This is a genomic window from Xanthomonas sp. MLO165, assembly GCF_018831305.1.
Classification (GTDB): domain Bacteria; phylum Pseudomonadota; class Gammaproteobacteria; order Xanthomonadales; family Xanthomonadaceae; genus Xanthomonas; species Xanthomonas arboricola.
Map to the genome: position 1 here is coordinate 1661139 of NZ_CP029263.1, position 12549 is coordinate 1673687.

The window sequence follows — 12549 nt, forward strand, 5'->3', positions numbered from 1 at the left end:
CACGCCGTCAACAACGCGGCGTGTCCGCACGGAGCTGGATCATGAAGAGCAATACGACAACTATACTGGTCGCTGCTGGTGCGTTGCTGGTTGGAGGCGTGGCCACGGCCGCCTTCATGAACAATCGCCCGTCGTCCGGCGATTTCGTCGCCAACGGCGAGCCGGCACCACGTGGTCTGGAATATGCCGACGTGGTCAAGGTCGCCCCGATCACCGAGCGCGAGCCGCAGTATGCGCAGGTCGTCAACAGCGCGGCCATCCGCGAAACCACCACCAGCTCCTCGCCGCGCGAAGTCTGCCGCGACGTGGTGGTGCAGGAACGTCTGCCCGAGCGCGACGGCAATGTTGGCGGCACCGTCGCCGGTGCGGTGATCGGCGGTCTGCTCGGCAACCAGGTCGGCGGCGGCAACGGCCGCAAGCTAGCCACGGTGGCCGGTGCGGTCGGTGGCGGCATGGTCGGTAACCGCGTGGACCGCAATCATGTCGGCGGCCGCGTGGTGGATCGCACCGAGCGCCAGTGCCATACCGAAAATGCCAATTCGCAGTCCTCGCGCGTAGTCGGCTACGACGTGACCTACCGCAATGCCGACGGCACCACTGGCACCATGCGCATGGACAGCAAGCCGGGCGAGCGCATCTCGCTGGGCGATGCCGACAACGTGGTGGCCTACGACGTGACCTACCGCTACGACGGTTTCGAGAAGACCGTGCGCATGAACGACAAGCCGGCCAGCGATCGCCTGCCGGTGGTCGACGGTCAGCTGGTGACCCAGACCGCTTCGACCGCCGGTGACAGGGGCGTTCGTGTGGATGCGGGCAGCACGCGTCAGTAAACCGCTGGCAGCGATCCGCCCAGGATCGCTGGTTGGCAGGAAAAGAGCCGGCATTGCCGGCTCTTTTCGTTTTCAGGCGCTGGTGACGACGTCCGTGCGCTGAACAGGTCGCCGCCATGTTCGGCCGGCAACTGGCTGATAATCGCCACTTCTCCTGGAGTGGAAGCCGACATGCCGGTGCGCCCCGATGATCTGTTCGATGTACGTGCGCTGCTGACCGACGAAGAGCGGGCAGTGCAGGATGCGGTGGCGCGCTTCACCGATACGCGGGTGCTGCCGGCGATCGGCGATGCCTTCGATGCAGGGCGCTTTCCGCGCGAATGGGTACCGGAACTGGCGGAGCTCGGCCTGCTGGGCGCCAGCCTGCCGGTCCGCGATGGCGGCGCGGGCCTGGGCGCGGTGGCGTACGGATTGATCTGCCAGGAACTGGAGCGCGGCGACAGCGGCCTGCGCAGCTTCGTCAGCGTGCAGTCCTCGCTGTGCATGTACCCGATCCATGCCTACGGCAGCGACGAGCAGCGCCAGCGCTGGTTGCCGGAGATGGCAGCCGGCCGACTGATCGGCTGTTTCGGGCTGAGCGAAGCGCAGGGCGGCTCGGATCCGGCCGCGATGACCACGCGCGCGGTGCGGCAGGGCGACGGCTGGCGCTTGAACGGGGCCAAGATGTGGATCACCAACGGCAGCATTGCCGGCCTGGCGATCATCTGGGCGCATACCGATGACGGCGTGTGCGGCTTTCTGGTGGAGACCGGCAGCGCCGGCTTCAGTGCACAGGACATCGCGCACAAGATGAGCCTGCGCGCATCGGTGACCTCGGGCTTGTTCCTGGACAACGTCTACGTGCCGGAGCAAATGCGCCTGCCGAACGCGGCCGGTCTGAAGGCGCCGCTGGGGTGCCTCAATCAGGCGCGCTACGGCATCGCCTGGGGCGCGATCGGCGCGGCGGTGGCCTGTCTGCGCGAGGCATTGGCTTACAGCGGGCAGCGCATCCTGTTCGGCCGGCCGCTGGCGGCCACGCAGAGCGCGCAGATCAAGCTGGCCGACATGGCGCGGCGGATTTCCACCGCGCAGCTGCTGGCGCTGCAGCTCGGGCGGCTGAAGCAGGCCGGCCAGCTGCGGCCAGAACAGATCTCGCTGGCAAAGTGGAATAATTGCCGCATGGCCCTGGATGTGGCGCGCGAGTGCCGCGATCTGCTGGGCGCGGCCGGCATCACCACCGAACATGTGGCGATCCGGCATGCGCTGAACCTGGAATCGGTGATCACCTACGAGGGGACCGAGACCGTGCATCAGTTGGTGGTCGGGCGTGCGCTGACGGGACTCAATGCGTTTTGACGAGGAGTGGGTGTTGATCGACAGGGATGGGAGGCGACGCCTGCGTGGCGTGTTCTGGATGCGCTGCGTGCTGGCGGTGGTGGCGAGCGTGATCGCACCGGCACAGGCCAGCGAGGCGCCGCGCATGGCGCCGCCACCGGCCTGGGTCATCGCCGATGCGGTGCCCGACAAGGTGCCCGGTGCCAGCGGGTTGCGCTATGAGCTGGTATCCGACCAGGTTGATCTGACCGGCGCGGCGCCGCAGGCCTATCGCCGCCTCAGTTACACCGTGCAGCGTGCGAAAAGTCTGGACGAGGCCGGGCAGATCTCCATCGATTACCAGCCGCAGTACCAGCAGCTGGCGCTCAACAGCCTGGAGGTCTGGCGTGACGGCAAGCGCATCGACATGCGCAAGCAGGCGCACTACGCCCGGTTGCGCCGCGAAAGCGGACTGGAAGACGGGCTGATCGATGGCGCGCTGACGCTGTCGATCACCTTGCCGGACCTGCGCGTGGGCGACCGGGTCGATTACGGCGTGACCATCACCGGCAGCAATCCGGTGTTCGGCAAGGGCTATTACGACGTGTTCGATGCGCGCTATGGCGTAGCGCTGGGCGAGCGCCGGGTGCGCGTGCGGCATCCGGCCGACATGGGATTGCAGTGGCGGGTGACTGCTCCCGGCTTCAGCCGCAACGTCAGCCGCACCGGCGATGTGGCGACACTGGACATCGCCGCACGCGACCTGCCCGCCGTGCAGGAAGAAAAGGATACCCCGGAGGATGTCGATCCGTATGGCCGGATCGAAGTCTCCACTGCCGGCAACTGGGCGGCAGTGGCGGCATGGGCAGCGCAGTTGTATCCGCACGCGTTCAAGGACGCGCGCGTTGCCGACGGGATGGTGCAGAACCTGCAGCTGCGCCGCGACGACCCGCAGGGCGCACTGCTGCGTGCAGTGGCCTTCGTGCAGGGCGAGATCCGCTACGTCGGCCTGGACATGGGCGAGAACTCCCACGCGCCGCATACACCGGAAGTGACGCTGCGCAATCGCTACGGCGACTGCAAGGACAAGGCGACGCTGTTGATCGCGCTGCTGCAGCTGGCCGGCATCCGCGCCGAGCCGGTGCTGGTCAGCAGCGACAAGGGCCACGGGCTGGATCTGCGCTTGCCCAGTCCCTACGCGTTCGACCACGTGGTGGTGCGCGCGCACCTGCCGCAGGGCGAGGTATGGGTGGATGCCACGCGCGACCGCGAAGAGGGCCCGCTGGCGCAACGCCGGCCGTTGCCGTTCGTGCTTGGCCTGCCGGTCGTGGCCGGGCAGCGCGATCTGGTGGCGGTGCCATCGCCGATGCCGACGCTGCCGCAGGTCGAGGTGGACGAGGAGGTCGTGATCTCGCTGCGCAAGCCGCAGCGCGTGGCGACCTTCACCGTGGACACCACGTATCGCCAGGGACGCGGCGAGCGCGTGGCGACCAGCTTCGACGACAACGGTGCGCAGGCGGTCGGCGAGCACTATCTGGAATTCATGCAGCAGTACTACACCGCGCTGACGCAGGTCGGCGTGCCGACCATCGACGCGGCCGATGTGTTGAACGTGCGCACGCACGAGGCCTACCGCCTGGAGTGGCCGACCGACGAGGGCGACGAGCTGGGCTTTCCGCTGTTCCAGCTCGGCGAATGGATGGACGCCCTGCCCACGGCGGCGCGCAAGAGCCCGCTGGCGCTGGGCGGCCCGCGGCTGGCGCGGCAGACCGTGCGGGTGCGGGTCGACCCGGCGGTGCGGGTGCAAGCCGATACGCAGGTGGTCGCCAACCCGTGGTTCCGGTTCTCGCGCACGGTCTCCACGCACGAAGGACGCATCGTCATCGTCGGCGAATGGCAACGGCTGTCCGACCGCATTCCCGCCAGCGGCGTGAAGCGTGCAGCCGCCGACATGGAGCGTGCCCGCGACCTGCTGTACTTCAATCACGACCTCAAGCCGCAGCCGCGCAGACAGCCGCTGGAGATGCACGTCTTCGTCTATCCGCTGGCCGCGCTGCTGGCGCTGATCGTGCTGGTGCTGGCATGCCTGGCCTGGTGGCGCGGCGGCGGCTTGGGCGGGATGCTGTTTGATCCGCACACCGTTGCGCAGCGCCTGCACACGCAGGCCGGCGCGCGCTGGAGCGCGTGGTGCGTGTTCGGCCTGATCCTGGTGCTCTCGAGCTGGATGTGGGTGTCTCCGCAGCCGTTGTGGGTGCATGCCATCGCCGTGGCGATCATGCTGGCCATTGCGCTGGTGGGCTGTGTGCTGTTGCAGTGGATGCTGCGCTGGATGGGCGGCACTGCGGAGTTTGCGGTGTTGCTGCCGGCGCTGCTGGGCAGTGCCTTGCCATGGCTGGTCTGCCTGCTGGCGGCACTGGCCGCGGTTGGCGGCGATATCGTCCTGTTCGGAACCGGTGTGCACGATCCGGCCGGGCTGGCGCAGGTGACCATGGCGGTGCTGATGCTGCTGCTGGGCGGGCTGTGGTGGTCGATCGCTGCGGTCCAGGCGGTTGCCGGTGCGACCGGCTGCGCACGCGCGCGGGCCTTCGGTGCGCTGGCATTGACGTTGTCGGTGCTGGGCATGCTGGTCGCCGTGCTGGGTGTGCCGGTGGCGCTGGTGGTGATGCGCTGAGCCGCGCTGCCGGCAGCGCACGCAACCGCGGCCACGCCTTGCAGCAGAATCGGTGCAGGGCTTTGCAAAGGCCCCCGGGGCTGTGACACTGCCAGCCCCTCGTTGCTGCCGCGGAGCCAGCTTGATGTCGACCGTGCGTCCCCCGTTGACCGTCCATGGCATGTCCAGTTCCGGCAACTGCTACAAGGTGCGCCTGCTGCTGGAGCAACTGGGCAGCCGCTATCACTGGGTCGAGGTCGACAGCGTCGCCGGCGAAACCCGCACGCCCGCGTATCTGGCCAAGAATCCCAACGGCAAGGTGCCGATGGTGGAGCGCGACGACGGCCGCGTGCTGACCGAATCCAACGCGATCCTGTTCTGGCTGGCCGAAGGCACTCCGTATCTGCCCACCGACGCGTGGCAGCGCGCGCAGGCCTTGAGCTGGATGTTCTTCGAGCAATACAGCCATGAGCCGTATGTCGCGGTGGCGCGGTTCATCAGCCTGTGGACGCCGCGCGATGCCGCGCGCCGCGCCGAACTGCCGCAGCTGCGCGCCCGCGGCGAGCAGGCGCTGGCCGTGATGGAGCAGCATCTGCAGCAGCACCGCTGGTTTACCGGCAGCGACTACGGCATCGCCGATATCGCGCTGTTTGCCTACACCCATTGCGCCGAGGACGGCGGCTTCGATCTGGAGCGCTGGCCGGCGATCGGTGCCTGGCTGCAGCGCGTGCAGGCAGTACCCGGTTTTATCGCAATGCCGGCGCCTGCGCCCGGCGCGGTGACGGCATGAGCGGCATGCGCTGCCGGCAGGAGCACTGACGATGTGCGGATTGGCTGGACTGCTGCTGGCCTCGCCACGCATGCATGGCGAACAACTCGATGCGCTGGTGCGGCCGATGGGCGCGGCCTTGCGTCATCGCGGCCCCGACGATGCCGGCACCTGGTGCGATGCGCAGGCCGGCGTGGCGCTGGCGCATCAACGCTTGAGCATCCTGGATCTGTCTCCGCTGGGCCATCAGCCGATGCGCTCGGCCGATGGCCGGTATGTGCTGGCCTACAACGGCGAGATCTACAACTTCGCGCAGCTGCGCGCGGCGCTGTCCGCACTCGGGCACCGCTTCCGCGGTCATTCCGATACCGAAGTGCTGCTGGCGGCGGTGGTGGAGTGGGGGCTGGACGACACCCTGACCCGCTGCAACGGCATGTTCGCGCTGGCGTTGTGGGACGAGCGCGACAACTGCCTGTATCTGGCCCGCGACCGTGTCGGCAAGAAGCCGCTGTACTACGGCTGGGCCGGCGACACCCTGGTGTTCGGCTCCGAACTCAAGGCGCTGTGGCAGCACCCGGACTTCGATAACGGGGTCGATCGCAATGCGCTGACCTTGCTGCTGCGGCTGGGCTACATCCCGGCGCCGGCCTGCATCCACGAGCGCACCTTCAAGTTGATGCCCGGGCGGGTGCTGCGGCTGGATGCGCAGATGGTGGCGGCCGGCGCGGCGGCGCATCGGCCGGACCAGGCGCAGCAGCCGTTCTGGAATGCGCGCGAGGCGATGCAGCGCGCGCTGGCGGCGCCGTTCACCGGCAGCGATGCACAGGCCGAGGAACAGCTCGATGCCGTGCTGCGCGATGCGGTGGCGCTGCGCATGGTGGCCGACGTGCCGGTGGGCGTGTTCCTGTCCGGCGGCACCGATTCGTCGATCGTCACCGCGATGATGCAGGCGCAGAGCGCCCAGCCGGTGCATACCTTCAGCATCGGCTTCGAAGGTTCGCATCACGACGAAGCGCCGCTGGCGCGCGAAGTGGCCACGCATCTGCACACCGACCACACTGAGCTGTATGTCAGCGGCGCCGACGCGCTGGCGGTGGTGCCGACCCTGCCGGACATGTTCGACGAGCCCTTCGCCGATGCCTCGCAGGTGCCGACCGCGCTGGTCGCACGGCTGGCGCGCGGCGGGGTGACGGTGGCGCTGTCCGGCGATGGCGGCGACGAATTGTTCTTCGGCTACGGCCGTTACCAGCGTGCGCTGCGCAACTGGCGCATGCATGGGCTGGTGCCGGGGCCGCTGCGGCGCTTGATGGCGCTGGCGGCGCGCCGCAACGGCGAGTCTTCGCGCACCGGCGGCCTGGCCGCGCTGGTGGCCGAGGCCGGCGCACGCGGCATCGGCGACATCTACCGCAACCGCATCTCGCGCTGGCGCGATCCGGCCGCGGTGGTGCTGGGCGCGACCGAGCCCGACAGTTTCTACAGCCTGGCCGACCCACTGCACGGTTCCGGCACGCCGGCCGACGCGATGATGCTGGCCGACTTCGCCGCCTATCTGCCCGACGATCTGCTGTGCAAGGTGGACCGCACCACCATGGCGGTGGGGCTGGAAGCGCGCGCACCGTTGCTGGACTGGCGGGTGGCCGAGTTCGCCTGGTCGCTGCCGCTGTCGCTGAAGTACCGCGACGGGGTCAGCAAGTACCTGCTCAAGCGCGTGCTGTGCCGCTATCTGCCCGACCCGATGGTCTACCGCGGCAAGCGCGGCTTCGGTGCGCCGGTCAGTGCCTGGTTGCGTGGCGACCTGCACGGCTGGGCCGACGATCTGCTGGCGCACGCCACGCTCGAGCGCGACGGCGTGTTCGCCGCCGACACCGTCGCCGGGCTGTGGAGGGACTTCAACGGCGGCGAGCGCAAATGGCATACGCATCTGTGGACGGTGCTGATGTTCCAGGCCTGGCAGGTGCATTGGCGCGCCCAACGCGCCGCGATCGGCCGCTGAGGCAGCCGCGCTTCACCGGGTCTGAGCGCCAGGCTCACTAGAGTCGGGCGCTGATTCCCCCAATGGAGCGTTCCCCATGAGCAAGATCACCATCGCCGTGCTGGTCGGCAGCCTGCGTGCAGCGTCCTACAACCGCCAACTGGCGCGCGCGCTGGAGCATCTGGCCGGCGACAAGGCCGTGTTCGAGTATGTGGAGATCGGCGACATCCCGCCGTACAACCAGGACCATGATGGCGATTACCCGGCAGAAGGCACGCGGCTGAAGCAACAGATCCGGTCTGCTGACGCGGTGCTGTTCGTCACCCCGGAGTACAACCGCTCGATTCCCGGCGTGCTCAAGAACGCCCTCGATACCGGCTCGCGCCCCTACGGCGATAGCGCGTTTGCGGGCAAGCCGGCCGCCGTGGTCGGCATCTCGGTCGGGGCGATCGGCACCGCCACCGCGCAGCAGCACCTGCGCAATGTGCTGTCGTATCTGGACATGCGGGTGCTTGGCCAGCCGGAAGTCTTCCTGCAGTACAAGGAGGGCCTGTTTGGTGCCGACGACCAGGTTGCCAATGCCGACAGCCGCAAGTTCCTGCAGGGCTTCGTCGACGCCTTCCTGGGCCTGGTCGAACAGTCTAAGCACTGAGTTGACCACAGCGGCGTTGGGCCTGGAGACAGCTGTCAACCGGCACCGGTAATGCGGCGCAAACCCAGGCGCAGCAAGCGTCTCGGTGGTTGCGACAGCGGTCGCGTAGAACGGTGATGCACCGGCTGTCCACCAGTTATCCACAGAGTTGTGCATGGTCGTCGGCGCCGCCGATGACTATGCTTCCTGCCCTCGTCTCCCTCGCGTCAGGTCTGTTTGTCCATGTCCGCTCGTCCTGGTTTCCGTTCCAAGCGCAATCGCGATCGCGACGACGACGATTACGATCGTCCCGAGCCGCGGCTTGACCAGTTGCGGGTACCGCCGCATTCGGTCGAGGCCGAGCAGGCCGTGCTCGGCGGGTTGATGCTGGCGCCGGATGCGTTCGACCGGGTCAATGACCAGCTGACCGAAAACGACTTTTACCGCCGCGATCACCGGCTGATCTACCGTGCGATTCGCGAACTGAACGAGAAGGACCGCCCCTTCGATGCGGTAACCCTGGGCGAGTGGTTCGAATCGCAGGGCAAGCTGGAGCAGGTCGGCGATGGCGCCTACCTGATCGAGCTGGCCAGCACCACGCCTTCGGCAGCCAATATCGCCGCATACGCGGAGATCGTGCGTGACAAGGCGGTGTTGCGGCAGCTGATCGAAGTGGGCACCACCATCGTCAACGACGGCTTCCAGCCGGAGGGGCGCGACAGCGTGGAGTTGCTGTCGTCGGCGGAAAAAGCGGTGTTCAAGATCGCCGAGGCCGGCGCGCGCGGGCGCACCGACTTCGTGGCGATGCCGGGCGCGCTGAAGGACGCCTTCGAGGAATTGCGCAGCCGTTTCGAAAACGGCGGCAACATCACCGGCCTGCCGACCGGCTACAACGATTTCGATGCGATGACCTCCGGCCTGCAGCCGACCGACCTGATCATCCTGGCCGCGCGTCCGGCAATGGGCAAGACCACGTTCGCGCTGAATATCGCCGAATATGCCGCGATCAAATCCAAGAAGGGCGTGGCGGTATTCTCGATGGAAATGTCGGCATCGCAGCTGGCGATGCGCCTGATCTCGTCCAATGGCCGCATCAATGCGCAACGCCTGCGTACCGGCGCGCTGGAAGACGAGGACTGGGCGCGCGTGACCGGCGCGATCAAGATGCTGAAGGAAACCAAGATCTTCATCGACGACACGCCGGGCGTGTCGCCGGAAGTGCTGCGCTCCAAGTGCCGCCGACTCAAGCGCGAGCACGACCTGGGCCTGATCGTCATCGACTACCTGCAGCTGATGTCGGTGCCGGGCAACAGTGAAAACCGCGCGACCGAAATCTCGGAAATCTCGCGTTCGCTCAAGGGCCTGGCCAAGGAGCTCAACGTGCCGGTGATTGCGTTGTCGCAGCTCAACCGCTCGCTGGAAACACGGACCGACAAGCGCCCGGTGATGGCCGACTTGCGCGAATCCGGCGCAATCGAGCAGGACGCGGACATGATCGTGTTCATCTATCGCGACGACTATTACAACAAGGAAAATTCGCCGGACAAGGGCCTGGCCGAGATCATCATCGGCAAGCACCGCGGTGGACCGACCGGGTCGTGCAAGCTCAAGTTCTTCGGCGAATACACCCGATTCGACAATCTGGCCCACGATTCGGTGGGCAGTTTCGAATAAACCCCCTGCGTGATGCCGGGCGACAATCCGTCGCTGCGGCATCGCGCCATCCTTGCATCTGCTGGCTTATGCTGCGCGCCTCATCGCCGCTGCCGAGCTTGTATGTCCTACGCCATCGTCTGGTTCCGTCGCGATCTGCGCCTGCAGGACAACCCGGCCTTGCAGGCTGCGCTGGATGCAGGGCACCAGCCGATTCCGCTGTATATCGATGCGCCGCACGAAGAGGGCGAGTGGACGCCGGGCGCCGCCTCGCGGAGCTGGCGGCATCGCTCGCTTGCGGCGCTGGATGCGGCCCTGCGCGCGCTCGGCAGCGGTCTGGTGATGCGCGCCGGTGACAGTGCGCAGGTGCTGGATGAGGTGATCGCGCAGACCAAGGCGGTGGCGGTGTACTGGAACCGCAAGTACGAGCCGGCCACGCAGCCGCGCGATGCGCAGATCAAGCGCAGCCTGCGCGAGCGCGGGATCGAAGTGCAGAGCTGCAACTCCGCACTGATGGTCGAACCATGGCAGTTGACGACGCAGCAGGGCGGCCCCTACAAGGTGTTCACCCCGTTCTGGCGCAATGCGCTTACGCAGCTGCAATTGCCGGCTGCCGTGCCGGCACCGCGCAGCCTGCCGCCGTTGCCTGCGCACTTGAAGAGCGCTGCGCTGGACACGCTGGGGCTGGTGCCGGCGCTGGACTGGGACCGAGGCTTCTGGGAACACTGGCAGCCCGGCGAGGCCGGCGCGCACGAGATGCTGGAAATCTTCATCGACGGCGCGCTGTCCGGGTATCGCGAAAACCGCGACCGGCCCGACCGGGTCGGCACCTCGCAGTTGTCGCCGCATCTGCATTTCGGCGAGATTGCGCCTTGGCGGATCGCCAGCACGCTGGAAGCCAATCGCAACGCACGCAACGGTGCCGAGATCGACGGCTATATCCGCCAACTGGGCTGGCGCGATTTTGCGTATCACCTGCTGCACCATTTTCCCGACACCACAAACCAGAATCTCAACCCGCGTTTCGAAGGCTTTGACTGGGCCAAGCTGGACCCGGTCGCATTGCAGGCCTGGCAGCGGGGCCGCACCGGCATTCCGATCGTCGATGCCGGCATGCGCCAGCTCTGGCACACCGGCTGGATGCACAACCGCGTGCGCATGATCGTGGCGAGCCTGTTGTGCAAGCATCTGCGCGTGCACTGGATCGAAGGCGCGCGCTGGTTCTGGGACACCCTGGTGGATGCGGACCTGGCCAACAACACCCTGGGTTGGCAATGGGTGGCCGGTACCGGCGCCGATGCAGCGCCGTATTTCCGTGTGTTCAATCCGGTCACGCAGGCGGAGAAGTTCGATCCGCAGGCCGCCTACATCACGCGCTGGGTACCTGAGCTCGGCAAGCTTGCGGTGAAGGAGCGCTTCGCACCGTGGCTGCATCCGTTGTCGCTGGCGCGTCTGGCACCGAAGTATCCGCGCACGCCGATCATCGGCCTGGCCGAAGGCCGCGATGCGGCGCTGGCGGCGTATGCAAAAACGCGCGGCTAAGCGCGAGCGACATCCTGATTGCGTGGTCAGCTGATGCTCGCTTCTGCGTGTTCTCTTCTACAAGGCTGCAGCGTTGCATGCGTGCGCTGCGACGCTTGTTTCGCACATCACCGAATGCGTTATGTGTGGGCATGCCGCTGTCCGAGCAGAAAACGTTTTCCTGAATGCAACACTAGCCGCGCGCGATCGGCGGTCGGTTTCATCATGCGCCAGTCGCGTTGGCCTGTTTATCCTCGCCGACACGATTGAGTGCCGGATGGTCCGGCCACAGGAGAACACCATGTCCCCAGCAGCCACCAAGAGCCTTGCCGTTGCCCTGGCCAGCGCCATTGCGTTGTCCGCCTGCGCCACCGGCGGCTCGTATGTGCAGCGCGACCAGTACGGCGAGCAGACCCAACAGCAGAACCGCACCGGCCGCAATGCGCTGATCGGCACAGCGATCGGCGTGGCCGCTGGTCTGCTGACCGGCGACAGCGCCACCGAGCGTCGTCAGCATGCGATGGTCGGTGCCGGCATCGGCGCGCTCAGTGGCGCGGCGGTTGGCCAGTACCAGGATCGCCAGGAGCGCGCACTGCGCGAGCGCACCGCCAACACCGGGATCGAAGTGCAGCGCCAGGGCGACAACATCACCCTGAACCTGCCCGACGGCATCACCTTCGACTTCGGCAAGTCTGCATTGAAGCCGCAGTTCTACAGCGCGCTCAATGGCGTGGCGTCCACACTGCGCGAGTACAACCAGACCATGGTGGAAGTGGTCGGTCACACCGACAGCGTCGGCAGCGACGCGGTCAACCAGCGTCTGTCCGAAGAACGCGCCGGCGCGGTCGCGCAATATCTGACCGCACAAGGCGTGCAGCGTGAGCGCATGGAAACCATGGGCGCCGGCAAGCGTTACCCGATCGCCGATAACAGCACCGATGCCGGCCGCGCACAGAACCGCCGCGTCGAAATCCGCCTGATCCCGCTGCGCTCGGAGGGTGCCGGGAACAACACGGGCATGCGTTGAGTCTGCCTCACTGAATCGTGGCGAGTCGATTGACGAGCCGCGATGGGTAAGCAAGACAGGCCGCGAAAGCGGCCTGTTTTTTTGCGCTACGAATTTCTGATCAGGCGCGCATCGGGTGCAAAGCTGCCGATCTGCGGGTTTTCTGCAGGGCCCTTGCCCGCCCACCATCGCGGGACGCGCCGCAAGTACGTCCGTGTAGG

The 12549-nt window shown here is 67.0% G+C and carries 10 protein-coding genes; 9 read left to right on the plus strand and 1 reads right to left on the minus strand.

Annotated features, from left to right (window positions below; all coding sequences use genetic code 11):
- Positions 1 to 41 precede the first annotated feature (41 nt).
- Positions 42 to 833 carry a glycine zipper 2TM domain-containing protein gene (locus tag DGN21_RS07185; RefSeq protein ID WP_006451921.1) on the plus strand — a complete coding sequence of 264 codons (792 nt, stop codon included), beginning with the start codon at positions 42 to 44 and terminating at the stop codon, positions 831 to 833.
- Here the strand turns inward: DGN21_RS07185 and DGN21_RS07190 are convergent.
- Positions 827 to 1006 carry a hypothetical protein gene (locus tag DGN21_RS07190; protein WP_126965554.1) on the minus strand — a complete coding sequence of 60 codons (180 nt, stop codon included), beginning with the start codon at positions 1004 to 1006 and terminating at the stop codon, positions 827 to 829. The genes DGN21_RS07185 and DGN21_RS07190 overlap by 7 nt on opposite strands.
- On the opposite strand from DGN21_RS07190, the gene DGN21_RS07195 reads away from it, so the two are divergent.
- The 8 genes from DGN21_RS07195 (at position 993) to DGN21_RS07230 (ending at position 12349) form a co-directional block, all read left to right on the plus strand.
- Positions 993 to 2168: an acyl-CoA dehydrogenase family protein gene (locus DGN21_RS07195; protein ID WP_016902712.1), complete on the plus strand. Its 1176-nt coding sequence runs from the start codon at positions 993 to 995 to the stop codon at positions 2166 to 2168. The two genes, DGN21_RS07190 and DGN21_RS07195, sit on opposite strands and share 14 nt — an antisense overlap.
- 58 nt (positions 2169 to 2226) lie before the next feature.
- On the plus strand, positions 2227 to 4797 hold the full coding sequence (locus DGN21_RS07200) for a DUF3857 domain-containing protein (RefSeq protein WP_126965654.1): 2571 nt from the start codon (positions 2227 to 2229) through the stop codon (positions 4795 to 4797).
- Between the two features lie 124 nt (positions 4798 to 4921).
- On the plus strand, positions 4922 to 5566 hold the full coding sequence (locus DGN21_RS07205) for a glutathione S-transferase family protein (RefSeq protein WP_054591584.1): 645 nt from the start codon (positions 4922 to 4924) through the stop codon (positions 5564 to 5566).
- A 31-nt stretch (positions 5567 to 5597) separates the two neighbouring features.
- Entirely contained in the window at positions 5598 to 7538 is a 1941-nt protein-coding gene (gene asnB / locus DGN21_RS07210; RefSeq protein ID WP_054591583.1) for an asparagine synthase (glutamine-hydrolyzing), read from the plus strand.
- 76 nt (positions 7539 to 7614) lie between these two features.
- Entirely contained in the window at positions 7615 to 8169 is a 555-nt protein-coding gene (locus DGN21_RS07215) for an NADPH-dependent FMN reductase (RefSeq protein WP_215825164.1), read from the plus strand.
- A 222-nt stretch (positions 8170 to 8391) separates the two neighbouring features.
- Positions 8392 to 9822 (plus strand): replicative DNA helicase, encoded by a 1431-nt coding sequence (locus DGN21_RS07220; protein WP_047130779.1) that lies wholly within the window; start codon positions 8392 to 8394, stop codon positions 9820 to 9822.
- 102 nt (positions 9823 to 9924) lie between these two features.
- Positions 9925 to 11343, plus strand: a complete 1419-nt coding sequence (locus DGN21_RS07225; RefSeq protein WP_215825165.1) for a deoxyribodipyrimidine photo-lyase — start codon at positions 9925 to 9927, stop codon at positions 11341 to 11343.
- 280 nt (positions 11344 to 11623) lie between these two features.
- Entirely contained in the window at positions 11624 to 12349 is a 726-nt protein-coding gene (locus DGN21_RS07230; protein ID WP_016902719.1) for an OmpA family protein, read from the plus strand.
- The last annotated feature ends 200 nt before the right edge of the window (positions 12350 to 12549 follow it).

Bases quoted from the DNA above. Each gene is read 5' to 3' on its own strand.
- DGN21_RS07220 (WP_047130779.1), top strand. From the start codon at position 8,392: ATGTCCGCTCGTCCTGGTTTCCGTTCCAAGCGCAATCGCGATCGCGAC.
- DGN21_RS07190 (WP_126965554.1), bottom strand. From the start codon at position 1,006: ATGTCGGCTTCCACTCCAGGAGAAGTGGCGATTATCAGCCAGTTGCCG.
- DGN21_RS07230 (WP_016902719.1), top strand. From the start codon at position 11,624: ATGTCCCCAGCAGCCACCAAGAGCCTTGCCGTTGCCCTGGCCAGCGCC.
- DGN21_RS07215 (WP_215825164.1), top strand. From the start codon at position 7,615: ATGAGCAAGATCACCATCGCCGTGCTGGTCGGCAGCCTGCGTGCAGCG.
- DGN21_RS07200 (WP_126965654.1), top strand. From the start codon at position 2,227: ATGCGCTGCGTGCTGGCGGTGGTGGCGAGCGTGATCGCACCGGCACAG.
- DGN21_RS07185 (WP_006451921.1), top strand. From the start codon at position 42: ATGAAGAGCAATACGACAACTATACTGGTCGCTGCTGGTGCGTTGCTG.
- DGN21_RS07205 (WP_054591584.1), top strand. From the start codon at position 4,922: ATGTCGACCGTGCGTCCCCCGTTGACCGTCCATGGCATGTCCAGTTCC.
- asnB (WP_054591583.1), top strand. From the start codon at position 5,598: ATGTGCGGATTGGCTGGACTGCTGCTGGCCTCGCCACGCATGCATGGC.
- DGN21_RS07225 (WP_215825165.1), top strand. From the start codon at position 9,925: ATGTCCTACGCCATCGTCTGGTTCCGTCGCGATCTGCGCCTGCAGGAC.